Raw genomic sequence first — 22,145 nt, forward strand, 5'->3', positions numbered from 1 at the left:
CCCTTACATGAGTCTTCCCGTAACAGATACTTCGGACCGTGCAACGACGCCGCGTCACGTCGATACGCTGATCATCGGCAGCGGATTCGCCGGCCTCGGTGCCGCGATCAAGCTGACGAAGGCAGGCAAGAAGGACTTCGTCGTTCTCGAACGTGGCCACGACGTCGGCGGCACCTGGCGCGACAACACCTACCCCGGTGCCGCCTGCGACGTGCCGTCGCACCTGTACTCCTACTCGTTCGCGCTGAACCCGGACTGGACGCGCTCGTTCTCCACGCAGCCCGAGATCCAGAAGTACATCGCCGGGGTGGCGCGCAAGTACGGCGTCATGGACAAGCACGTGTTCGGTACGGATGTGACCTCGGCTCGCTGGAACGCCGAGACGAGTCGCTGGGACGTCGAGACCACCACCGGCAACTACACCGCCAAGATCGTCGTCTCGGCCGTCGGCGCACTGTGCGAGCCGAACCTGCCCGACATCAAGGGAATCCACGACTTCAAGGGCGACGTCTTCCACTCGGCTCAGTGGAACCACGACGTCTCGCTCGCAGGCAAGCGCGTCGCCGTCATCGGTACCGGCGCGTCGGCGATCCAGATCGTGCCCGCCATCGCAGATCAGGTGCAGCACCTCGACGTGTACCAGCGCACCGCGCCGTGGATCCTTCCCCGCGCCGATCGTCCGTACACCAAGCTCGAGCGCTTCGCCTTCAAGCACGTTCCCGGATTCCAGCGCCTCTCACGTAGCGGCATCTATGCGATGCGCGAGACCCAGGTCGTCGGTCTGGCCAAGGCTCCGGCATTCATGAAGCCGCTGCAGTGGGCGTCGGAGAACCACCTGCGCACCCAGATCAAGGACAAGGCCCTGCGCGCCAAGGTCACCCCGAACTTCCGCATCGGCTGCAAGCGGATGTTGATCTCGAACGCGTACTACCCGGCATTGGCCAAGAGCCACGTCGACCTCGTCACCGACGGCATAGCCGAGATCCGCGAGGGCTCGATCGTCACCAAGGACGGCACCGAGCGCCCGATCGACGCGCTCGTCGTCGCCACCGGCTTCCACGTCACCGACTCCCCCGCTTACCAGGGCATCACCGGCAAGGACGGTCGCACGTTGGCCGAAACCTTCGAGGACGGCGGTCAGCAGGGTTACAAGGGCGCGGCGGTCGCGAACTTCCCCAACATGTTCTTTCTGGTGGGACCCAACACCGGGCTCGGCCACACCTCGATGGTGTTCATGATCGAGTCGCAGATCAACTACTTGGTCGACGCGTTGAACACCATCGACAAGCACGACATCGGCACCATCGAGGTGCGCAAGGACGTGCAGGACGAGTACAACGTGACGCTGCAGGATCAGCTCGCCAAGAGCGTGTGGATGAACGGCGGATGCGCCAGTTGGTACCTCGACAAGCACGGCAACAACACGACGCTGTGGCCGGGCTTCACGTTCGAGTTCCGCAGGATCACCAGGAACTTCGATCTCGATGCGTACCGTAGCGTCGCTACCGCAGATCTGCCCTCCGGATCGTCGGCGAACAACTCCGCCGGCAACAACACAGACAAGGTGTCCGCACGATGAGCACATTCACAGGCAAGGTGGCCGTCGTCACCGGCGCGGGTTCGGGAATCGGCCGCGCGCTGGCCCTCGAGTTGGCCGGGCGTGGAGCGAAGTTGGCTCTGTCCGACGTCGACACCGCCGGACTCGACGAGACCGTTCGACGGGTCGAGGCCCTGGGTGCCGAGGTCAAATCGGATTTCCTCGACGTCTCCCAGCGCGAGACCGTGCTGGATTACGCCGAGGCCGTCGTCGCACATTTCGGCAAGGTCAACCAGATCTACAACAACGCAGGCATCGCGTACCACGGTGACGTCGACAAGTCCTCGTTCAAGGACATCGAGCGCATCGTCGACGTCGATTTCTGGGGAGTCGTCAACGGCACGAAGGCATTTCTGCCGCACATCCAGGCCTCCGGCGACGGCCACATCATCAACATCTCCAGCCTCTTCGGTCTGCTGGCCATGCCGTCGCAGTCCGCGTACAACGCGGCGAAGTTCGCCGTCCGCGGGTTCAGTGAATCGCTGAGGATGGAAATGCTGATCTCCAAGGCACCGGTGAAGGTGACCGTGGTTCACCCCGGCGGCATCAAGACCGCCATCGCCCGCAACGCCACCGTCGCCGAGAACTTCGACCAGGCCGACGTGGCCAAGTTCTTCGACAGCAAGCTCGCCAAGACGACCCCGATCGACGCAGCCAAGACCATCCTCAAGGGCGTCGAGAAGGGCAAGGGCCGCGTTCTCATCGGGTCCGACGCCATTGCCCTCGACCTGCTCCAGCGCATCACCGGCTCGCGGTACCAAGGCCTGATCGCCGCAGTGTCCAAACGCGCGCTGCCGCGCACGAAGAAGTAGGCGGGTCGCGTCGTGAAGTCCTTCTACGTTCCCCTGCCGATCGTCGCGGCTGCGCTGAAGCCGTTCTATCGCGTCGCGCTCAATGCGCGGTTCTCGTTTCGCACGCAGCGGTTGATCCTCGAAGCCGCGGCTCCGGTGCAAACGCTCCCGCACGGAACCGTCGCGCAGAAGTTGACGCTCGCCGGGCGGCGAGCAGAGCGCATCACCGTCGGGGCGACCGAACGCGACACCGCGATTCTGTACCTGCACGGCGGCGCGTACACGATCGGTTCGATCAACACGCATCGGTCACTGGCCGCGCATCTGGCCCGGGAATCGGCCAGTGCTGTCTACGTGCTCGACTATCGGTTGGCACCGGAGAATCCGTACCCGGCAGGTCTGGACGACGCCGTGGCAGCGTTCCGCGAGCTGGTTCGTGTCCACGGATTCACCGCGGACCGCATCGCCATTGCCGGCGATTCGGCCGGTGGCGGTCTCTCGGTCGCCGCTGCCCGGCGTCTGGTGGACGACGGCACCAGCCCGGCCGCCCTCGGCCTGATCTCGCCCTGGGTCGATCCCGGAGCGCGCGATGCCGCCAAGGACCGCGATCTGGTGGTCAACACCGGCTGGTCCTACAGCTCGGCCGATGCGTATCTGGGTGCGGGCGATCCCCTGGACCAGGGTTTCGCGCCACTGCTGGGCAACCTGGACGGTTTGCCGCCGATCGTCATGCACGTCGGTACCGACGAGGTCTTGTACGCGCAGATCACTGCGTTCGCGGACAAGCTGCGCCTGTCGGGTGTCGAGCTCGAACACGTGGAGTACAAGAAGCTCTGGCACGTGGCCCATCTGCAGGCGTCGATCCTGCGGGAGGCAGCCCAGGCCGTTCATCACATGGGCTCCTACCTCGGCCGTAAGCTCCGGGCCGCGCAGCCCATCAGCACGTCAGAGGTTTCGCTCACCGAGCCAGCGGCCGGCGACCTCGCCTGACGGAACACCACTGCGGACCTCGCCGATCATCTCGGCGAGGTCCGCTGTCGTCAGCTCCCCCGCCACCACCGAGAACGACCTGAGCGCACTCTCGCTGAGCACTCCATCGGCATAGAGCGGCACGACGTTCTGCGCCGGATACACGTGGTCGTCGTCGGGCAGCGTGGTCAGGTCTTTCGCCAGCGGGCCGAACGACGCGGTGCGAATCACCAGGACATCGACCTCTCCGGCGCTCAAGCCGTCGACGGCGGACTGCGCATCGGCATACGGGGTGACATCGGTGAACGACGCCCCCGTGAACGTGGGACTCCTCGTACCCTGCGCAAGGACGTCCATCGGATCGACCTGGCCGTCGACGATTCCCACCGATCTTTCCTCACGACCCAGGAAATCCGTCACCGTCTCGTCGCCCGATTCACTGCCCGACGCCACCGCGATGGCGAGTCGATCCTCGGCCGTCGCGTAATCCCCCACCGACAACCCGGCCGGCAGTGATCGGTTCAGTTCGGTGTAGACGTCCTCGGCCTCGGTTGCCCCGGACAGTGTGTCGAAGGTGCGCAGCAGCTCTCCGGTGAGGTCGGGAACCATCGTCACCTCACCGCGGTCCAGCGCCGCGAGGTAGTCGGCCCGATCGCCCAGGTCTTCCTTCACCTCGACGTCCGCTCCCGTCGACCGCAGTCCCCCGGCGTAGATCTGCGCGAGCAGACGCGACAGGTCCGAGCTGCCTGCTCCGACGACGACGGGCACGGCGGCGGAGTCGGTCGACGTGCCCGCACTGCAACCGCCGACCAGTCCGGCGATCGACATCACCAGGGCCGCTGCCAGAACCGACGATCGCACTGTCATTTTCTCCTGTTCACTGCGCGGGTGGTTTACCGATCTCGGCCGCGGGGCACTAGTGCGAACGAGACGGTAGTCGAACCAACCTTATGGGCACGCGGAATTCGACTACCATCCCGAGCAGCCCGAGTCCTGGTTCCTTCGATGCCCCCGCAGCCCGGGTGGGGTCGAGAGGAGATGGGTAGGACTGTGCCCGAACCGATGGAAGGACACCATGACCACCTCCCGAATCACGCGCGCGTTCTCCGCTCCGAGGGCAGTGGCAGCCGTTGCCGCACTCGCTCTCTCGGTCACCGCTCTGACCGCCTGCGGCGGAAATTCGGATCCACTGTCCAGCGGTGGCGGCGAGAGCAACAGCGACACCAACTCGATCATCATCGGCTCGGCCAACTTCCCCGAGTCCGAGACCGTGGCGAACATCTACGCCGAGGCCTTGCGCGCCAACGGCTTCGAGGTGAGCACCAAGCTCAACATCGGCAGCCGTGAGGCCTACATTCCTGCAGTACGAGACGGATCGATCGACCTGATCCCCGACTACACCGGAAACCTGCTGCAGTACTTGGACGAATCCGCGACCGCCACGTCCTCCGAGGATGTCCTGGCCGCACTGCCAGCCGCTCTGGGCGACGACCTCACCGTGACGGCGCAGGCACCGGGCGAGGACAAGGACGCCGTCGTCGTCACTCGCCAGACCGCCACCGAGCGCAACCTCACCACCATCGGCGATCTCGCTCCGTTCTCCTCCGAGGTGACCTTCGCCGGTACGCCGGAGTTCCAGGAGCGCGTCGGCGGTCTGCCCGGTCTGCGAGACAAGTACGGCCTGGACATCTCGCCCGGCAACTACATCCCCATCTCCGACGGCGGCGGCCCGGCCACGGTCGAGGCACTCGTCTCCGGGCAGGTCGTCGCGGCGGACATCTTCACCACCGCGCCCTCGATCGCACAGAACGATCTCGTGGTCCTCGAGGACCCGGAGAACAATTTCGCGGCCCAGAACATCATTCCGGTGCTGCGTACGGCCAAGCAGTCCGACAAGCTCACTCAGGTGCTCGACGCCGTCTCGGCACAGATCACCACCGAAGAGCTGATCGCGCTGAACACGCGAGTCTCCGGTGACGAGAAGGTCGAACCCGCGGCAGCAGCAGCGGATTGGGTAGCGGACAAGGGTCTGGATCAGCCGGTCAGCTGATGATCACCTTCGAAAGCGTCAACAAGACGTATCCGGACGGCACCACGGCCGTCGACTCGCTGGACCTGGTGATCGAGCCACACTCGTTCACCGTGTTCGTGGGGCCGTCCGGCTGCGGCAAGACCACGTCGATGCGAATGATCAATCGCATGATCACTCCCACCTCGGGCGTGATCACGGTCGACGGTCGCAACATCGCAGACATCGACGCGGTGAAGCTGCGCCGCGGTATCGGCTACGTCATCCAGAGTGCCGGGTTGTTGCCGCACCGCACCGTCGTCGACAACGTCGCCACGGTGCCGGTACTCAACGGCGAATCGCGTCGCTCTGCACGCAAGGCTGCACTCGACGTCCTCGAGCGCGTCGGCCTTGACCCGGCCTTCGCCTCGCGCTATCCGGCGCAGCTGTCCGGCGGGCAGCAACAGCGGGTGGGTGTGGCCCGGGCGCTGGCCGCCGACCCGCCGATCCTGCTGATGGACGAGCCCTTCAGCGCGGTGGACCCGGTGGTTCGTGAAGAACTGCAGATCGAGATGCTGCGACTGCAGGCCGATCTGAAGAAGACGATCGTCTTCGTCACCCACGACATCGACGAAGCCGTCCGGCTCGGCGATCGCATCGCGGTCTTCGGACCACAGGGCCGACTGCAGCAGTACGACAAGCCGGAGACCGTACTGGCCGCACCGGCAACGTCTTTCGTGGCGTCGTTCGTCGGCCGCGATCGCGGCTACCGCGGGCTGTCGTTCAGGTCGGCGCAGGCGGTGACCATGCACCCGATCCACACGGCGACGCAGGACGAGATCCACGGCCTCCGACTGGACCAGGGGCAATGGGTTCTGGTCGTCGACGAGCAGCGCCGTCCACTCGGGTGGATCGACGCGACCGGAGTGGAGAAGGTGCGGGGCGGCCGCAGCATCGACGAGAGCACGGCGGCGGGCGGCTCGCTGTTTCTCGAAGGCGGTGATCTACGCCAGGCACTCGACGCGGCGATCTCCTCGCCGTCGGGAATCGGTGTCGCGGTCGATGGGTCCGGCGCGGCCGTGGGTAGCGTCGACGGTGCGGAGATTCTGGAACACCTTGCTGCGCAACGTAAGTCGGAGGACTCCGAGCGCAACCGGCACCACTTCCTCTCCAGCGGGGACACCGAACAGTGACCTGGCTGCTGGACAACTTCGATGTGGTTCTCGGCTACACGAAGACGCACCTGTATCTCTCGCTCGTCCCGCTGTTCGTCGGGTTGCTCATCGCCATCCCGCTGGGCACCGTCATTCGCAACACTCGCTGGGTTCGTCGAATCACGTTGACGGTGGCCAGCATCGCGTTCACCCTGCCCTCGCTCGCCCTGTTCGTCACCATCCCCGCGGTGGTCGGTCTACCGGTACTCGATCCGCTGAACGTGGTGATCGCCCTGTCGGTGTACTCGACCGCACTGCTGGTGCGCGCGGTGCCCGAGGCCCTCGACTCGGTGCCGTTCGCCGTGGTCGATTCTGCCGAGGCGATGGGCTACTCGTCGCTGCGGCGAGCGGTGACCGTCGAACTGCCCCTGGCGCTTCCGGTGCTGATCGCGAACATCAGAGTCGTGGCGGTCACCAACATCTCGCTCGTCTCGGTGGGCTCGGTGATCGGCATCGGCGGTCTCGGCCAGCTCTTCACCCAGGGCTACCAGCGCGACTATCCAGACCAGATCTTCGCGGGCATCATCTCGATCGTGTTCCTGGCGTTGATCTTCGACGCGGCTCTGTTTCTGCTGGGCCGTCGACTCACTCCGTGGACGCGGCTGAGCACGGGCTCGTCGAAGAAGAAGGCACGCGCATGAATCTCTTCTCCGAGGCGTTCTCGTACATTCTCGACGGCGGAAACTGGGCCGGACCGACGGGAATCGGCGCACGACTGATCGAGCACATGTGGTACAGCCTGCTGGCAGTGTTGCTCTCGGCTGCCGTCGCGGTTCCCGTCGGTCTGCTCATCGGTCACCTGCGCCGCGGTGAGGCCGTCGTCGTCGGACTCGTCAACGCACTGCGGTCGCTGCCGACCCTCGGCATTCTCGTGTTTCTGGTTCTGGTGATCGGACTCGGACTGGTTCCGCCGATCATCGCGCTGGTGCTGCTCGGCATTCCTCCGCTGTTGGCAGGCACGTACTCCGGCATCGCCAACGTGGACGCCAACGTCGTCGACGCCGCCCGCGCAATGGGGATGACCGAAGCGCAAGTGCTGTTTCGGGTCGAGATCCCCAACGCGCTGCCTCTGATCCTCGGTGGGTTGCGCAACACCACACTGCAGATCATCGCCACCGCGACCATTGCCGCCTACGTCAACCTCGGCGGGCTCGGCCGCTACATCTTCGACGGGCTCGCGCTCTACGACTACGGCCGCGTTCTCGTCGGCGCGATCCTGGTGGCTCTGCTGACCCTGATCGTCGACGGTCTTCTCGCCCTCGCGGTGTGGACGTCCGTTCCGGGAACCGGTCGCCTGCGGCGGATGCCGACCGGACTCGCGAAAGTCTGACTCGTCCCACCACGAAAGACACCGACGAAAGACACCGGCGAACCGCAGGCCCGGGTGGGGCCGGGTTCGCCGGTGTTTTCTTTCCGTTTTCCTACGCGACGCCCTCGGCTCGCGCTGCTGCCGCAACTGCGTCCGCAACGGCCGGGGCGACACGAGGATCGAGTGGGCTGGGCACGATTTTGTCCGCAGCCAACTCGTCGCCGAGAACCGAGAGGATTGCCTCGGCAGCGGCGAGCTTCATGCCTTCGGTGATACGGCGGGCACCGGCGTCGAGCGCGCCCTTGAACACACCGGGGAAGGCGAGAACGTTGTTGATCTGGTTCGGGAAGTCGCTGCGTCCGGTCGCGACGATGGCGGCGTACTTCCTCGCCACCTCCGGATGGATCTCGGGATCCGGGTTGGACAGCGCGAACACGATGGAGTCCGGGGCCATCGATGCGATGTAGCTCTCGTCGACCTTGCCCGCGGACAGACCGAGGAACACATCGGCTCCGGCCAGGGCATCGGCCGCTCCGCCGGACAGTGCACGGGGGTTGGTTCTTGCTGCGAGATCGGTCTTGACGCCGGTGAGGTCGTGGCGGTCGGAGGAGACGATCCCCTTCGAGTCCAGCACCACCACGTCCCGGATGCCGGCCAGGAGGAGCATGTTCGCGCACGCGACGCCCGCTGCCCCGGCTCCGGAGATGACGACCTTCAGTTCGGACGTACTGCGGCCCTGAACCTTCGCGGCCCCGTTGAGCGCTGCGAGGACGACGATCGCGGTGCCGTGTTGGTCGTCGTGCATGACGGGGCAGTCGAGTGCCTCGATGACGCGCTTCTCGATCTCGAAACAGCGCGGTGCCGAGATGTCTTCGAGGTTGACGGCACCGAAGCTGTGCCGCAGGCGCACGATGGTCTCGACGATCTCGTCGACGTCGTTGGTGTCGAGCACGATCGGAATGGAGTCGAGGCCCGCGAACTTCTTGAACAATGCGGCCTTGCCCTCCATCACCGGCAACGACGCCCGCGGACCGATGTCGCCCAGGCCGAGCACTGCGGAGCCGTCGGAGATGACGGCGACGAGGCGATCGGTCCAGGTGTACCGCTTGGCCAGCGAGGCATCGGCGGCGATGGCGCGGCTGACCTGCGCCACTCCGGGGGTGTAGGCGATCGAGAGATCGCGCTGCGTGTCCAGCGGCGCGGCCAACTCGACCGACAGCTTGCCGCCGAGGTGCCCGGCGAAGATCTCCTCGTCGGTGATCGCCGCCGGCCCTGCCGGTGCTGTGTGTGTTGCTGCGGTGTGTGTAGCTGCGGTGTCTTCGACTGCCGTCACGGTGAAAGCTCCTCGCACTGTCGACCTCGACCAGCAAGGCGACGCATGTCAACGAAGTGAGTGATGTGGGAAATGAGGGCCCGTCGGAGTGCGCCAGTGCTGGCTGCAAACTGCCGAGAGCGTGTCTCGCATGTGAGGCGGGTACGCCTGCACGATCAGCGATGGGCTGTAGCCCTGTCGGGGCCCCAGTGTGCCATATCGCCGCCCCACCTGACCACAGCGTCAGGAACCACAGGCACAGGTTCTCACTGCCACCATTGCGTCCACAGGACGAGACCGGTGGCGACGAAGACCACGATCGCCCCGAGAACAGCCGAGAATCCGCGACGGTGATCGGTGACGCGCTGAGCGATCACGGCAACGACGGCGGCGACGATATGCGCGGCGACCGAGAGACCGCCAGGACCGGGAAAGCCGCGGGAGTGGCCCAGATACTGCGTGACGGCGACGCCGATGGCGAGCACCACCAGTCCCGCGGTGACGATTCCGCTGAGCCCGCGTAGGAAGCGGAGCCCGGCCCCGACCCCGGTCATCCGCCGGCCACGAATCCGCGAACCGAGTCCGCGATCAACTGCACTGCGATGGCGGCGAGCAACAGACCGGCGATGCGTGCCAACAGCGAGATACCGCCCTCGCCGAGCAGCCGGATCAGCGCCGTCGAGAATCGGAGCACCAGAAAGAACAGAAGGTGAATGGTGATGATGCCCAACGCAATTGCCAGAAACGAACCGGCGTCACCGTCGGCCTGACTGACGTAGACGATCACCGCGGCGATGGCACCGGGGCCGGCCATGAGCGGCGTACCGAGCGGCACGAGTGCCACGTTGACGTCCTCCGCGGCGGTGTCGCCGCCCGCGCCCTTTCCGGTGAGCAGCGACAACGCGATGAGCAGCAACAGCAACCCGCCTGCACCCTGCAGCGCCGGAATGCCGATGTGCAGGTAGCTCAGGATCGCCTGGCCACCGATCGCGAACACCGAGATGACGGTCAGCGAGACCGCGGGGGCCTGCCATGCGGCCTTGTTGCGTGCTTCTTTGCTCTTGCGGCCCACAAGCGACAGGAACACCGGGATCGCGCCAGGCGGATCCATGATGACGAACAGGGTGATCAACACCGTCAAGTAGAGCGTCACGTCGAATGTCATGGCCGCGCCGCCGCAACCAGACGGTCGTACTGCTCTGGGGCAGTGGAGTATTCGCCCAACTTCACCGTCTTGTTGGTGCCGTGGTAATCCGAGGATCCCGTGACGATCAGGTCCAGTTCCGCGGCGAGGTCGGCCATCACCGCGGTGTCCTCCGGCGAATGATCCATGTGATGAACCTCCACTCCGCCGAGACCGCGCGCTGCGAGTTCGCGAATGTGATCGAGGTCGAGGATGCGACCGCGGGTACGAGCTCTGGCGTGCGCGAGCACGCTGACACCGCCTGCCGCAGCGATCATGTCCACCGCGACTTCGAGGGGGGTGTCGACCTTCTCGACGTAGTACTTACCGCTGGTCGCCAACGGACCGGCGAACGCGGCGTTCATGTCCGCGACGTACCCGGCGTCGATCAGTGCACGACCCAGATGGGGTCGCCCGGCCGCCGCTCCGGCCGAGGCCAGCACCGCGTCGGGGTCGATGGGCAGACCGTCCGCCGCCATCTTCTCGGCGATGGCACGCAATCTCGTGACCCGCTCGCTGCGCAACCGCGCGCGCTCGCCCGCGAACGCCTCGTTCGCGGGGTCGAACAGATACGCCAGTAGGTGCACGGGAACCGGCCGGCCGTCCTCGCCTCGCCCGGTGCAGGAGAGTTCCATGCCGCGCACGAGCGTGAGACCGGACGGCAGTGCGGAGGCCGCCTCGTCCCATCCCGAGGTGGTGTCGTGGTCGGTCAGAGCCACCACCGACAGTCCCGCCTCGGCTGCGGCCCGGACCAGCTCGGCCGGGCTGTCGGTGCCGTCGGACGCCGTCGAGTGGGTGTGGAGGTCGATGAGCACCTGCACAGTGTTCCAGGCCCACTCTCTCGTCGTTTTGCTGGCGTACGATTGCCCGCCATGCCGTCCCTTCCACCACGCCCGTCGCTGCCGTCCCTGCATCGACGATCCGCCAAGGCCGGTCCCGAGCACACACCGCGAATTCCGGTGCCCACGGCCCGCGCGATCGTCGACTGCGCGGTCTACGTCGACGGCGCTCGACTGCCCGGCAGATTCACCCACACCTCGGCCATCGCCGAGGTACGTGCCCGCGGCGAAGGATTCGTGTGGGTGGGTCTGCACGCACCCGACGACCAACAGATGAGCTCGATCGCCCAGTGTTACGGCCTGCACGAGCTGATGGTCGAGGACACCGTGCACGCGCATCAGAGACCCAAGCTCGAGCGCTACGACGACGTCGCGTTCCTGGTACTGCGCACGGTGAAGTACGTCGAGCACGAGTCGGTGACGACCGCCAACGAGATCGTCGAGAGCGGCGAGATCATGGTGATGGTCGGCCGCGACTTCGTCATCACCGTCCGGCACGGGGAGCATTCGGGGCTGGCCGGCGTGCGTCAACGCCTCGAAGCGAACCCCGAACAGCTCGCGCTCGGCCCGTCGGCGGTGCTGCACGCAGTGGCCGACCACGTCGTCGACGAGTACCTCGCGGTGACCGACTCGATCGAGCGGGACGTCGACGGCATGGAGGAGGAGGTGTTCTCCCCGCACCACCACGTCCCCATCGAGAACATCTACCTGCTCAAACGCGAGGTCGTCGAGCTGCGTCGATCGGTGACGCCACTGTCGACCCCGCTGGCGCGTCTGGTGCAGGAACCCAGCGTTCCCAAAGCGGTGCGACGCTACCTGCGCGACGTGCAGGACCATCACACAACCGTCGCCGAACGCATCTCCGAGTACGACGAGGTACTCAGCTCACTGGTCGACGCCGCGCTGGCGCGAGTGACGATGCAGCAGAACCTGGACATGCGCAAGATCTCGTCGTGGGTGGCGATCGCCGCTGTGCCGACGATGGTCGCGGGCATCTACGGAATGAACTTCGACAACATGCCCGAGTTGCACTGGACGTACGGCTACCACCTGATGGTCGCTGTGGTGTTGTGCGTATGCATCGGACTGTGGCGGACGTTCCACAAGAACGACTGGCTCTAGGAGCCGACCACTCGATTGGACGATGTCCAACCGAATCGGGCGGTCGTCGGTGATTGCCCCGACTGCCGACAGGTGACGAGCCCACCGGTTCGTGCCGGATGAGACTGCAGAAGCCCTGCATTGTCGTCCGGAAGGGATCGATGAGAATCCGCTCACTGGTACTGGCGTCGACCGTCGCCCTGCTGTCCACGTTGGTACCGGGAACCGCATCGGCTGGGTCGAACCTCGATCCGGGTCCCGCGCTGACCGTCGCTCCGGCCGCCCTCGACCATGCCCTCACGTGCACCACCGATCTGCACGACGCCACCCGCGACCCGGTCCTGCTCACCCCGGCTTTCGCCACCGATCAGCAATCGTTCGGCTGGAACTATCTGCAGTCACTGCCCGCCGCGGGGATTCCGGTGTGCAGCCTCTCCCTGCCGGACGAGGGCTACGGCGACCTGCAGATCGCCGCCCAGTACGTGGTGCACGCGGTTCGGACGATGGCCGCCGACAGCGGTCGCCAGGTCGTCATGATGGGACACCAGCACGGCCCGCTCGACGAGCTGTGGGCGTTGACGTTCTGGCCGGATCTGCCTGCTCTGGTGTCGGATCTCATCTCGCTCGCCACCCCGTACAACGGCACCGACTCGGCGCGTTCGGGATGCGACGACTCGCAGGAGTGCCCGCCTGCGAACTGGCAGATCGCCACCGGATCGAAGTTCCTCACCGCGCTGGCGGCACGTCCGTTGCCGGAGGGTCCCGGTTACACCTCGATCTACACGAAATTCGACGAGCTGATCTATCCGCAACCGCACGCCAGCACTCTCGCCGGAGCCGCGAACATCGCCGTTCAGGACGTCTGTCCGCTGCGGCCCGTCGAACACTTCAACATCATCGGCGACAACGTCGCCTTTCATATCGTCCTCGATGCGCTCGAACACGACGGACCTGCTGTGCGCGAGCGGATCTCGGACGATCTGTGTTTCACCACCGCCATGCCGAACCTGCGCTACGACGCGCGTGCCGCGATCACCGGACTGAAATATCTGGCCCAGGTACCTGGGCACCTGATCTTCGATTCCGTCACCGCCGAACCGGAATTGGCGTCCTACGCCCGGTGAGTGGCCGTCAGAGACTGGCCGCGGACCGATTCGGATCGCGCACGTCGATCCCGGCCTCGGCCCAGGCCTCACGCAGGGCGGCGGCACCGCGCAGACGCACCCACGCGGCCTCGGTACCGGTCAACGGCACAGCAGCGAGAAAGCGAACCGGATCGTAAGGCTCGGGCAGCGTCAGATCGGCGATATCGCTGTCGCCGAGCAGCACCGCGGTGAACGGCGCGTTGGTCCACAGCGGCTCGCCCAGATCGAGCAGCGCGTCCTCGACCAGCACGACGCCCTCCACCGCGGGAGAGGCAGCGAGCACGGCCAAGGACTTGTGCACGCCCGACGCCACGCCTGCCCCACCGCGAAGAGTCAGCACCAGTTCTGCTCGGGGGCCGCGCGAGGGATCGGCGACGAGTTCGTTGGGATCGGCCATGGGGTGACGAGAACAGCCGAGACTGACGTATCGGACCACGTCGGAATCCGCGCCGAATCTCAGCACGTCCAGCGACTCGAGGCCGAGGAACGTCACCGACGCCGACGACGGATTCTCGTCGCCGATCTCGGTCACCAGATGTGCGCGTACCGCTGCAATGACACTGTCGCTCACCTGACCCATCCAACACCACCGATGCCCGAGAAGTCCGTTCGGAGGTACCACCGCACCGGAGGTGAGTACCGTCGTACCCGTGGTCTCCGTTCTCGCAGTTGCCGACGAAACGATCGAATCCCTGTGGAGTCCGCAGGTGAAGTCGCTCGGAGTCGACCTGATTCTCGGCGCGGGCGACCTCCCGTTCGACTACCTCGAGTACCTCACCGACGCGTTGAACGCACCGTGTGTCTTCGTGCCGGGCAATCACGACGCTGACCTCACCGGATACTCGGCCGGGCGCGCAGGCTGGATGCGCGCCGGGCTGCCCGCAACCTGGCCCGGACCGGTCGGTGCCGTCAACGTCGATCGCCGCATCGTGTCCGCGGCAGGCCTGCGGATCGCCGGTCTCGGCGGGTCCATCCGCTACAACGGTGGGCCCAATCAGTGGACCCAACGGCAGCAGCGACGGCGATCACGCACCCTGACCCGGACGTTCGCGTGGCATCGCAACGTGCGCAAGGATCTTCGGCCCGTCGACATTCTGCTCACCCACAGTCCCCCGCTCGGCGTCGGCGACGACACCGACCCCGCGCACATCGGCTTCGACTGCCTGGACGAGGTGACGCGTCGACTGTCCCCACAGTTGTTGTTGCACGGCCACATTCACCCGCACGGTCACACCCCGGACGATCTGACCCTGCACGGCGCGACGGTGATCAACACCGTCGGATACACCCTTCTCGAGATCGAACCGGGCAGCGAGAGAACGGATTTCGAGACACCGAAGATCGTGAGGCGCAGACATGGCACGTGACACCGGATTCCCGGCCGCCGACGCGGAGAACGACTTCACCCGCCAACGCCGTCGCGCCGACGTCGCACGCCTGGTCGGGTGGCTGCGTCGTCAACCCGACGACGTCAACACCATCCTGCCGTTCGACGAGGTGGTCGCCGCGCTCGGCAAGGTGGGCGAGCGGCACCTCGGCCTGCAGGTCATTCGCGTCGACACCATCGTCGGAAGCGTCGACCGCACTCGCGATTTCGACCGCTTCTTCCGCCCGACGTCGGCGCGCATTCGCGAACGCTGGCAGCGACTTGCAGCCGCCCAACGCCGCGGCGAGGCGATGCCCCCGATCCAGGTGTACCGCATCGGTGGCATGCACTTCGTCGTCGACGGCCATCATCGAGTGTCGATCGCCTTCGCCATGCACCGAACGACGATCGACGCCGTGGTCACCGAGATCATCACGCGCATCTCCCCCGAGGGCATCACCCGACGCGGCGACCTGCTGATCAAGGATCACCGACGCATCTTCCTCAGTCGAGTTCCGTTGGTGGGCCGGGCCCGCGAGGCCGTCCAGGTCACCGATCCCTTCGACTACGCGCAGCTGAGCGAATCGGTGGAAGCGTGGGGATTCCGGTTGATGCAGGAGGTCGGGGAATTCGTCGACCGCGGTACCGTCGCGCGGCGTTGGTTCGGTGAGGAGTACCTACCGGTGGTTCGCATGGTGCGCGCAGCGGAGATCCTCGAGGACCGCACCGACGCCGAGGCGTACCTCTGGATGAGCCGGGAGCGCTACCGCCTGGTGCGCGAACACGTCTGGAACGACGAGATCGTCAGCGAACTGCGTCAGAAAGCTCTGGGAAAGCATCAGTAGGCCTGCGTCGATGCTCGGCCGTGGTAACAGCCCCGGCTCACTTCCCTGGTGCACCGATCTCTGATAGTTACTTAGATGCGTTCATCATTCTAATTTTTTCGGTTCCATCGCTTGGTCGATACGTAACGAGGTAGTTCTTTCATGTCCTCCCGCCGCATCCTGCTGCCCGGACTCTGTTTCATCGTCATGACTCTCGCCGTTCTGCAAACGATGGTGGTCCCCATCGTTTTGACCATCGGCACCCAACTCGGGGTCAGCACCACCGCCGCCGGATGGGTACTGACGGCCAATCTCCTCGCTGCGGTGATCGCCACCCCGGTCATCGGTAGGCTCGCCGACCTGCACGGTAAGCGTCCGGTGCTGATCGGTGTGCTCACCGTCGTCCTCGCCGGATCTCTGCTCGCAGCTCTGACCCACTCGTTGCTGTGGCTGATCGTCGGCCGGGTCCTGCAGGGCGTGTCCTACGCTCTGTTCCCCATCGCCCTTGCCGTCCTCCGTGACGAGATGCCTCCTCGTAAGCTCGTCGGCTCGATGGCCGTCCTGTCCGGCACACTGGGCGTCGGCGGCGGATTCGGACTGGTGTTGACCGGGCTGCTGACGGCGAACGGTGCCGACTACCACCGCGTGTTCTGGCTCACTGTTGCGTTCGTGGTGCTCGCCCTCGCGATCGCCTGGTTCGGCGTACCGGCGCGCCCGAGGACCAGCGGCGGCACCGTCGACTGGTGGGGAGCTGCACTGCTCGCGGTGACTCTGCTGCTGCTGTTCCTCGCCCTGACCCAGGGCCGCACCTGGGGGTGGGGTTCGGTTGCCACCATCGGCTGCGCGGTTGGAGGTGTGGTCGCGGGGGCCATCTGGTGGAACTTCGAGAAACGCGCCGACGAGCCACTGGTCGCACCCCGGATGCTCACCCACGGACCGTTGCTCGCCACCAACGTCGCCACCCTCTTCGTCGGTATCGGGATGTTCGTCAACTTCCTCGCCTGCTCGTACTTCGTGCAGACACCACGAGCTGTGGCCGGCTACGGCTTCACCGCGAATGTTCTCGAGGCGAGCGTCGTCTATCTGCTGCCCGGCGCAGCGGTCGGAGTGGTCGCGGCCGTCGTCAGTGGTCGCCTCATCCGGTCGTTCGGTCCGCGCCGAGTACTGATCGCAGGAGCCGTGATCGGGTTGGTCGGATTCGTCTTCGTCGCACTCGCCCACGATCACACCTGGCAGCTGATCACCGCAGGCATCGTCATCAACATGTTCGTCAGTCTTGCGTTCGCTGCCCTGCCGAACCTGCTCATGGCCGAGGTCAGCGCAGCGGACACCGGGGTGGCGAACAGCGTCAATTCGATCGTCCGGACAGTCGGCACCTCGATTGCCAGTGCCACACTGTCCACTGTCCTCGCCATGTTCACCATCGACGGGACAGCCGTCGCCCGCGAGAGCGTGTACACCGCAGCCTTCGTCGCAGGCGCGGTGGCCTGCCTCGTCGTCGTACTCGCGGCCCTGGTCATCAGGAGCACCCCCGCCGCTCGGGAATCGGTGCGAGTGGCCGAGTCCGAACCGACCACCACGTCGAACATGCAGGTGTGACGCCCTGACGACCGCCTCACAGCAGCCTGACAGGTGACACCCTCGTCCGACCAGGACACGGACCATACATTCGCTGGTCCAGGACCCTGGCAGGAAACTCCAAATCTACTGGGAGTCAACGAATCTGCCTTTCGGTCGACCTCACGCATACCTACTGTCGTGGAGGTACGAACCACGACGAAAGGGAACACATGAACACCCGAAAGATCCTCACCCGCGCAGCAGTCACCGGAGCATTGGTGGCCATCCCTCTGGTGGCGGTCACCGGCACCGCGTCGGCCGATCCGCTGTGGTCCGACCGCGACGATCGCGACCACAGCGCGCCACAGTATCAGCAGAACCAGCAGCCCGATCAGTTCCGCCTGCCCGAACTGTTCCCACAGGCACCGGCACCGCAGCTGCAGAATCCGGCACCGAACGTGGTGCCGTTCGACTTCTTTCAGGGCTACCAGCTGCCGAGCACGGGCTCTGCCTTCTGAGCGCTGCGCAGTGGTGCGGTCGAGTGCCCTCGAGGGCACTCGACCACACCACTGCCGTAGGCACTACAGCGTCAGGTTGGCACCCGAGGCCTGGTCGAACACCGAGATCTTGCCCGGGTCGAACCACAGTTCCACCTGACCACCCTCGGCGGCCTTGGATTCGGCGGCCAGACGCGCAACCACCTGTGCGCCACCGAGATCGGCGATGCCCGCATCGGCTGCGAGCTCCTGAAGTTCGCTGGACTCGACCTTGGCACCCTCGAGCGTGAAGTAGACGTACTTGTCACTACCCATCGACTCGAGCACGTCGACGGTGGCGGTGAAGGTCGCGCCGCTCATCTTCTGGTAGCCGTCGATCAGAGCCGCGTCCTCGAAGTGCTCGGGACGGATGCCGACGACCACCTCGCGGCCCGGGTTCTTGGCCTTGATCGCATCCATCCGCTCGAGTGGGATGTCGATCTCACCGAGCGCGGTGGACACTCCGTTCGAGGTGAGCTGTCCGGGAACGAAGTTCATCGAGGGCGATCCGATGAAGCCGCCCACGAACAGGTTTCGCGGCTTGTCGTAGAGCTCCTGCGGAGAACCGATCTGCTGTACCAAACCGCCGCGCAGCACCACGACGCGATCGCCGAGGGTCATGGCCTCGGTCTGGTCGTGCGTGACGTACACCGTGGTGGTGCCCAGGCGCTTCTGCAGGCGCGAGATCTCGGCGCGAGTCTGCACGCGCAGCTTCGCGTCGAGGTTGGACAGCGGCTCGTCCATCAGGAACGCCTTGGGGGTACGAACGATGGCGCGGCCCATGGCAACTCGCTGACGCTGACCACCGGAGAGGTTCGCCGGCTTGCGGTCGAGATGCTGACTGAGGTCGAGGATCTTGGCTGCCTCCTCGACCTTGGTGTTGATCTCCGACTTCGAGAGCTTCGCGAGCGTCAGCGGGAAGGCGATGTTCTGACGCACCGTCATGTGCGGGTACAGCGCGTAGGACTGGAACACCATCGCGATGTCGCGATCCTTCGGTGCCTTCTCGTTGACGCGCTCCCCCGCGATGCGCAGTTCGCCGGACGAGATGTCCTCCAGACCGGCGATCATGTTGAGCGTCGTGGACTTTCCGCAACCGGACGGCCCGACGAGAATGATGAATTCGCCGTCGGCGATGGTGATGTCGACGTCGCTGACCGCGGCGGCGCCGTCGGGGTAGAGCTTGGTGACTTTGTCGAGAACGATTTCGGCCATGACGGTTATCCCTTCACTGCGCCGGACGTCAAGCCCGCCACGATACGTCGTTGGAAGAAGAGCACGAAAATGATGATCGGGATCGTGATGACGACTGCTGCCGCCGCGATCGAACCCGTGGGCTCCTCGAACTGAGAGCTACCGGTGAACTGCGAGATGGCCGCCGGGACGGTGACCGAACGTTCCGTCGCCGTCAACGAGATGGCGAGCAGAAGGTCGTTCCAGGCGAAGATGAACACCAGAATGGCGGCGGTGACGATGCCGGGGGCGGCCAGCGGAGCGATGACCTTGCGGAACGCCTGTGCGGGCGTCGCGCCGTCCATCTTCGCTGCCTTTTCGAGCTCCCACGGAATCTCGCGGAAGAACGCCGACAGGGTGTAGATCGCCAACGGCAACGCGAAGGTGATGTACGGAATGATCAGTCCCGGCCAGGTGTCGAACAGCCCCAGCGAGCGGGAGATGTCGAACAGCGGTGTCACCAGCGAGATCTGGGGGAACATCGCGATGAGCAGTGCCGCACCCACGAGCGCCTTCTTGCCCGGAAAGTCCAGGCGAGCAACGGCATACGCGGCCATCGTGCCGATCACCACGGCGATCACCGTGGTGATCAGTCCGATGCCGATCGAGTTCACCAGTGCCGAGGTGAACTGGTTCGTCTGGAAGATGCCCTTGTAGTTCTCGAGGGTGAACGACTGCGGAATGAACCTGCCGTCCGCGATGGTCGCCGTCGACTTGAACGACAGGCTGATGATCCACAGCAGCGGAACGAGTGCGTAGAGCAGGACGAGGACGTTGACGACCGTCCAACCGACCTTCTTGCGAGGCGTAACAGTGGTCATTACTTGCGGCCTCCGTCGTCGGATCCCGGTGCCGATGCACCGAACAACTTGATGAACACGAACGCGATGATCGCGACGCAGAAGAAGATCAGGATGCTGATCGCCGACCCGAGTCCGAGGTTGAACGCACCGAACAGGTTGTTGTAACCCAGAATCGAGACCGATCCGGTTTCGTTGCTGCCTCGGGTCAGGACGTAGATGTTGTCGAAGATGCGGAACGCGTCGAGGGTGCGGAAGAGCACCGCGACGAGGATCGCCGGCTTCATCAACGGGATGGTGATCCGCATCAGCCTGGTCCAACCACCCGCTCCGTCCACCTCGGCGGCCTTGAGCAGATCGTCGGGTACCAGCGCCAGGCCTGCGAGCAGCAGCAGCGCCATGAACGGCGTCGTCTTCCACACCTCGGCCAACACGACGATCGCCAGTGACGGGAACTGCTCGGTGAGCGGAGCACTACCGTCGGGCAGCAGATTGGCGAGGTAGCCCGTGCCGGGAGTCCACGCGTAGTACCAGCTGTACGCGGCGGCGACGGTCACGATGCCGTACGGAATGAGCACCACGGTGCGCACCAGTCCACGGCCGAAGATGGTGCGGTGCATGACCAGAGCCACCGCCAGGCCGAGGATGAACTCGATGATCACCGAGATGATCGTGATACCCGCCGTCACGCCGAACGCCGTCCACCAGTAGCCGTCGGAAAGCACGGTCACGTAGTTGGAGATGCCGACGAATTCACGATCCTCGGGAAATGCGAGGTTGTACTTCTGCAGGCTGAGCCAGAACGCGTAGATGATCGGGTACCCGGTGACCGCGATCATCAGCAGGGCTGCGGGTGCGATGAGCAGCAGACCCAACCGTCGTTCGGCCTTCTTGCCGTCGGAGACGTTCTTCAGAGCCGCCTGCTTGTCGACAGGCTGCGATGCGGGCTGTGACTCGGTGGTGGCGCTCATGGAATCAACCCTTCGGAATTGACGGCCTTGGTGACCAGATCAGCGAGCTTGTCCACGTCGGCCACCGGATCGATGTTCTGCGGCGGGTTGAGCGCATCGGTCAACAGAATCGAGATGCTCTGGTACGCAGGCGAAACGGGCCGCACGGCCGCCGACTCGATGGAACCGAGCACCCCTTCCCATGCGGGATAGACGGCCTGGAACTCCGGATCGTCGTACAGGCGTGCAAGCACCGGCGGCACACCACCGTTGACGGCGTTGTTGCGCTGGTTCTCCTCGTTGGTGAGGCACTCGACGGCCTCCCACGCGAGGTCCTCGTGCTGGGTGGTCTTGGCGACGCCGATGTTGAACCCACCGATGGTGACCTTGGCGGGCTCGCCCGCATCGACCTCCGGATACGGGGCGCTGCGGAAGACCTCGGCGATCCGCGCGTCCTGCTGGTCGGCAGGGACGTTCGACAGGTCGAGGAACGAGACGGCACCGGCGACGGCGTTCTCCTTCAGACCGGGCAGCACGAACGGGTAGTTGACCTGGAAGGCCATCCGTCCCGCTTCCATCCCGAGCCGGGAGGTTCCCTCGTCGCTCTGCGAGACCGACGGGTCGCGGCCATCGGCGGTGGCGACCCGCTTGATGATCTCGAGGGCCTTCTCGGTGGCGGCGCGGTGCTCGGGAGTGTCGTTGAGTGTCACCGTCGTTCCGTCTTCGCCGACGACCGATCCACCAGCGCTCTCGAGCAGCGAGTTGAACCAGACCATGAAGCCCTCGTACTGCTTGGCCTGAACGCCGATCTCCGAGGGCCTACCGGCGGCCGCATTGGCCTCGGCCACGTCGATCAGCTGATCCCACGTCTGCGGCGGCACCCCGTCCGGCACCTCGTCGGGCCGGTACCAGAGCAACTGGGTGTTGGAGTTGAGCGGAACCGCGTAGAGCTGGTCCTGCCATTCGGCCGTGGCGAGCGGACCTTCGAGGGTGGAGCCGTCGCGCAGCTTTTCGGACAGGTCGTCGGGCACGGGCAATGCCCATCCGGCTTCGGCGAATTCGGCCGTCCACACCACGTCGAGTGTCATCAGATCGAGCGTCCGGTCGTTGCCTGCGAGGCGCCGCGCGAGCTGGAGACGCTGATCATTTGCGCTCTTGGGCAGCGTTCGCTGCTCCACGCGGTAGCGACCGTTCGAGGCGTCCGAACACACCTGTGCCGCAGCGGCGTACTGCTCTGCGCCGTCTGCGGCAGTGTAGAAACTCAGAACCGGAACCGAACTGTCGGACGAACCACACGCTGCGAGCGACGGACTCGTCACCAGAGCCGCTGCCGCCAACACCCCTATCCTCGTTGCTTTTCCACGCCTACGACCACGATGTCTCGGCACTTTCCGCCTCCGTACGTTCA

Annotated in this window: 23 protein-coding genes; 13 read left to right on the forward strand and 10 right to left on the reverse strand. The window is 65.3% G+C overall.

Going from position 1 to position 22,145, the window contains the following annotated elements:
* The first annotated feature begins 7 nt into the window (after positions 1–7).
* From CH251_RS05935 to CH251_RS05945, 3 genes are read left to right on the forward strand one after another with little or no spacing between them, the layout of a single operon-like run.
* Positions 8–1,579 carry an NAD(P)/FAD-dependent oxidoreductase gene (locus CH251_RS05935; RefSeq protein WP_094612330.1) on the forward strand — a complete coding sequence of 524 codons (1,572 nt, stop codon included), beginning with the start codon at positions 8–10 and terminating at the stop codon, positions 1,577–1,579.
* Positions 1,576–2,409, forward strand: a complete 834-nt coding sequence (locus tag CH251_RS05940; protein ID WP_068053168.1) for an SDR family oxidoreductase — start codon at positions 1,576–1,578, stop codon at positions 2,407–2,409. The genes CH251_RS05935 and CH251_RS05940 overlap by 4 nt, the downstream gene beginning before the upstream one ends.
* A gap of 12 nt (positions 2,410–2,421) precedes the next feature.
* Positions 2,422–3,378, forward strand: a complete 957-nt coding sequence (locus CH251_RS05945; protein WP_094612331.1) for an alpha/beta hydrolase — start codon at positions 2,422–2,424, stop codon at positions 3,376–3,378.
* On the opposite strand, the gene CH251_RS05950 is transcribed toward CH251_RS05945, so the two are convergent.
* On the reverse strand, positions 3,334–4,224 hold the full coding sequence (locus CH251_RS05950) for a glycine betaine ABC transporter substrate-binding protein (protein ID WP_094612332.1): 891 nt from the start codon (positions 4,222–4,224) through the stop codon (positions 3,334–3,336). The two genes, CH251_RS05945 and CH251_RS05950, sit on opposite strands and share 45 nt — an antisense overlap.
* Positions 4,225–4,432: 208 nt before the next feature.
* Here CH251_RS05950 and CH251_RS05955 point away from each other — a divergent pair, with 208 nt between their 5' ends.
* The 4 genes from CH251_RS05955 to CH251_RS05970 are packed head-to-tail and all read left to right on the forward strand — an operon-like array spanning position 4,433 to position 7,909.
* The gene (locus CH251_RS05955) at positions 4,433–5,407 is read left to right on the forward strand and encodes an ABC transporter substrate-binding protein (protein ID WP_094612333.1); all 975 of its coding nucleotides are present in this window, start codon (positions 4,433–4,435) and stop codon (positions 5,405–5,407) included.
* Positions 5,407–6,558, forward strand: coding sequence for an ABC transporter ATP-binding protein (locus CH251_RS05960; RefSeq protein ID WP_094612334.1), 1,152 nt, complete (start codon positions 5,407–5,409; stop codon positions 6,556–6,558). The genes CH251_RS05955 and CH251_RS05960 overlap by 1 nt, the downstream gene beginning before the upstream one ends.
* The gene (locus CH251_RS05965; RefSeq protein ID WP_094612335.1) at positions 6,555–7,220 is read left to right on the forward strand and encodes an ABC transporter permease; all 666 of its coding nucleotides are present in this window, start codon (positions 6,555–6,557) and stop codon (positions 7,218–7,220) included. The genes CH251_RS05960 and CH251_RS05965 overlap by 4 nt, the downstream gene beginning before the upstream one ends.
* Positions 7,217–7,909 carry an ABC transporter permease gene (locus tag CH251_RS05970; RefSeq protein WP_094612336.1) on the forward strand — a complete coding sequence of 231 codons (693 nt, stop codon included), beginning with the start codon at positions 7,217–7,219 and terminating at the stop codon, positions 7,907–7,909. Before CH251_RS05965 ends, CH251_RS05970 begins: the two co-directional genes overlap by 4 nt.
* Positions 7,910–8,000: 91 nt before the next feature.
* On the opposite strand, the gene CH251_RS05975 is transcribed toward CH251_RS05970, so the two are convergent.
* The 4 genes from CH251_RS05975 to CH251_RS05990 all read right to left on the reverse strand — a co-directional run bounded on the left by CH251_RS05975 (position 8,001) and on the right by CH251_RS05990 (position 11,198).
* Positions 8,001–9,149: an NADP-dependent malic enzyme gene (locus CH251_RS05975; protein ID WP_094612530.1), complete on the reverse strand. Its 1,149-nt coding sequence runs from the start codon at positions 9,147–9,149 to the stop codon at positions 8,001–8,003.
* Positions 9,150–9,466: 317 nt separating this feature from the next.
* On the reverse strand, positions 9,467–9,754 hold the full coding sequence (locus tag CH251_RS05980) for a hypothetical protein (RefSeq protein WP_094612337.1): 288 nt from the start codon (positions 9,752–9,754) through the stop codon (positions 9,467–9,469).
* Positions 9,751–10,365 carry a MarC family protein gene (locus CH251_RS05985; protein WP_094612338.1) on the reverse strand — a complete coding sequence of 205 codons (615 nt, stop codon included), beginning with the start codon at positions 10,363–10,365 and terminating at the stop codon, positions 9,751–9,753. The genes CH251_RS05980 and CH251_RS05985 overlap by 4 nt, the downstream gene beginning before the upstream one ends.
* On the reverse strand, positions 10,362–11,198 hold the full coding sequence (locus CH251_RS05990) for a PHP domain-containing protein (RefSeq protein WP_094612532.1): 837 nt from the start codon (positions 11,196–11,198) through the stop codon (positions 10,362–10,364). Before CH251_RS05990 ends, CH251_RS05985 begins: the two co-directional genes overlap by 4 nt.
* A gap of 57 nt (positions 11,199–11,255) precedes the next feature.
* Here CH251_RS05990 and CH251_RS05995 point away from each other — a divergent pair, with 57 nt between their 5' ends.
* Entirely contained in the window at positions 11,256–12,344 is a 1,089-nt protein-coding gene (locus CH251_RS05995) for a magnesium and cobalt transport protein CorA (RefSeq protein ID WP_179273540.1), read from the forward strand.
* A 140-nt stretch (positions 12,345–12,484) separates the two neighbouring features.
* Positions 12,485–13,447 (forward strand): lipase, encoded by a 963-nt coding sequence (locus tag CH251_RS06000; RefSeq protein ID WP_094612533.1) that lies wholly within the window; start codon positions 12,485–12,487, stop codon positions 13,445–13,447.
* A gap of 7 nt (positions 13,448–13,454) precedes the next feature.
* Here the strand turns inward: CH251_RS06000 and CH251_RS06005 are convergent, their stop codons facing one another.
* Entirely contained in the window at positions 13,455–14,048 is a 594-nt protein-coding gene (locus tag CH251_RS06005; protein ID WP_082073932.1) for a suppressor of fused domain protein, read from the reverse strand.
* Between the two features lie 70 nt (positions 14,049–14,118).
* On the opposite strand from CH251_RS06005, the gene CH251_RS06010 reads away from it, so the two are divergent.
* From CH251_RS06010 to CH251_RS06025, 4 genes are all read left to right on the forward strand, one after another.
* Positions 14,119–14,835, forward strand: a complete 717-nt coding sequence (locus tag CH251_RS06010) for a metallophosphoesterase (RefSeq protein WP_032394235.1) — start codon at positions 14,119–14,121, stop codon at positions 14,833–14,835.
* The gene (locus tag CH251_RS06015) at positions 14,825–15,679 is read left to right on the forward strand and encodes a chromosome partitioning protein ParB (protein ID WP_094612339.1); all 855 of its coding nucleotides are present in this window, start codon (positions 14,825–14,827) and stop codon (positions 15,677–15,679) included. The genes CH251_RS06010 and CH251_RS06015 overlap by 11 nt, the downstream gene beginning before the upstream one ends.
* Before the next feature lie 141 nt (positions 15,680–15,820).
* Positions 15,821–17,257: an MFS transporter gene (locus CH251_RS06020; RefSeq protein ID WP_094612340.1), complete on the forward strand. Its 1,437-nt coding sequence runs from the start codon at positions 15,821–15,823 to the stop codon at positions 17,255–17,257.
* Positions 17,258–17,448: 191 nt separating this feature from the next.
* Complete coding sequence (locus CH251_RS06025) at positions 17,449–17,736, forward strand: hypothetical protein (RefSeq protein ID WP_045199227.1); 288 nt, start codon at positions 17,449–17,451, stop codon at positions 17,734–17,736.
* A 63-nt stretch (positions 17,737–17,799) separates the two neighbouring features.
* Here CH251_RS06025 and CH251_RS06030 read toward each other — a convergent pair whose 3' ends face one another.
* The 4 genes from CH251_RS06030 to CH251_RS06045 are packed head-to-tail and all read right to left on the reverse strand — an operon-like array spanning position 17,800 to position 22,077.
* A complete protein-coding gene (locus CH251_RS06030) occupies positions 17,800–18,969 on the reverse strand; it encodes an ABC transporter ATP-binding protein (protein ID WP_094612341.1) in 1,170 nt (389 codons plus the stop codon).
* Positions 18,970–18,974: 5 nt separating this feature from the next.
* Positions 18,975–19,808, reverse strand: coding sequence for a carbohydrate ABC transporter permease (locus tag CH251_RS06035; protein ID WP_032394107.1), 834 nt, complete (start codon positions 19,806–19,808; stop codon positions 18,975–18,977).
* Positions 19,808–20,758: a carbohydrate ABC transporter permease gene (locus tag CH251_RS06040; RefSeq protein WP_032394106.1), complete on the reverse strand. Its 951-nt coding sequence runs from the start codon at positions 20,756–20,758 to the stop codon at positions 19,808–19,810. The genes CH251_RS06035 and CH251_RS06040 overlap by 1 nt, the downstream gene beginning before the upstream one ends.
* Positions 20,755–22,077 carry an ABC transporter substrate-binding protein gene (locus CH251_RS06045; protein ID WP_094612342.1) on the reverse strand — a complete coding sequence of 441 codons (1,323 nt, stop codon included), beginning with the start codon at positions 22,075–22,077 and terminating at the stop codon, positions 20,755–20,757. The genes CH251_RS06040 and CH251_RS06045 overlap by 4 nt, the downstream gene beginning before the upstream one ends.
* Positions 22,078–22,145 lie beyond the last annotated feature (68 nt).

This window comes from Rhodococcus sp. 06-462-5 (assembly GCF_002258315.1).
Lineage (GTDB): Bacteria > Actinomycetota > Actinomycetes > Mycobacteriales > Mycobacteriaceae > Rhodococcoides.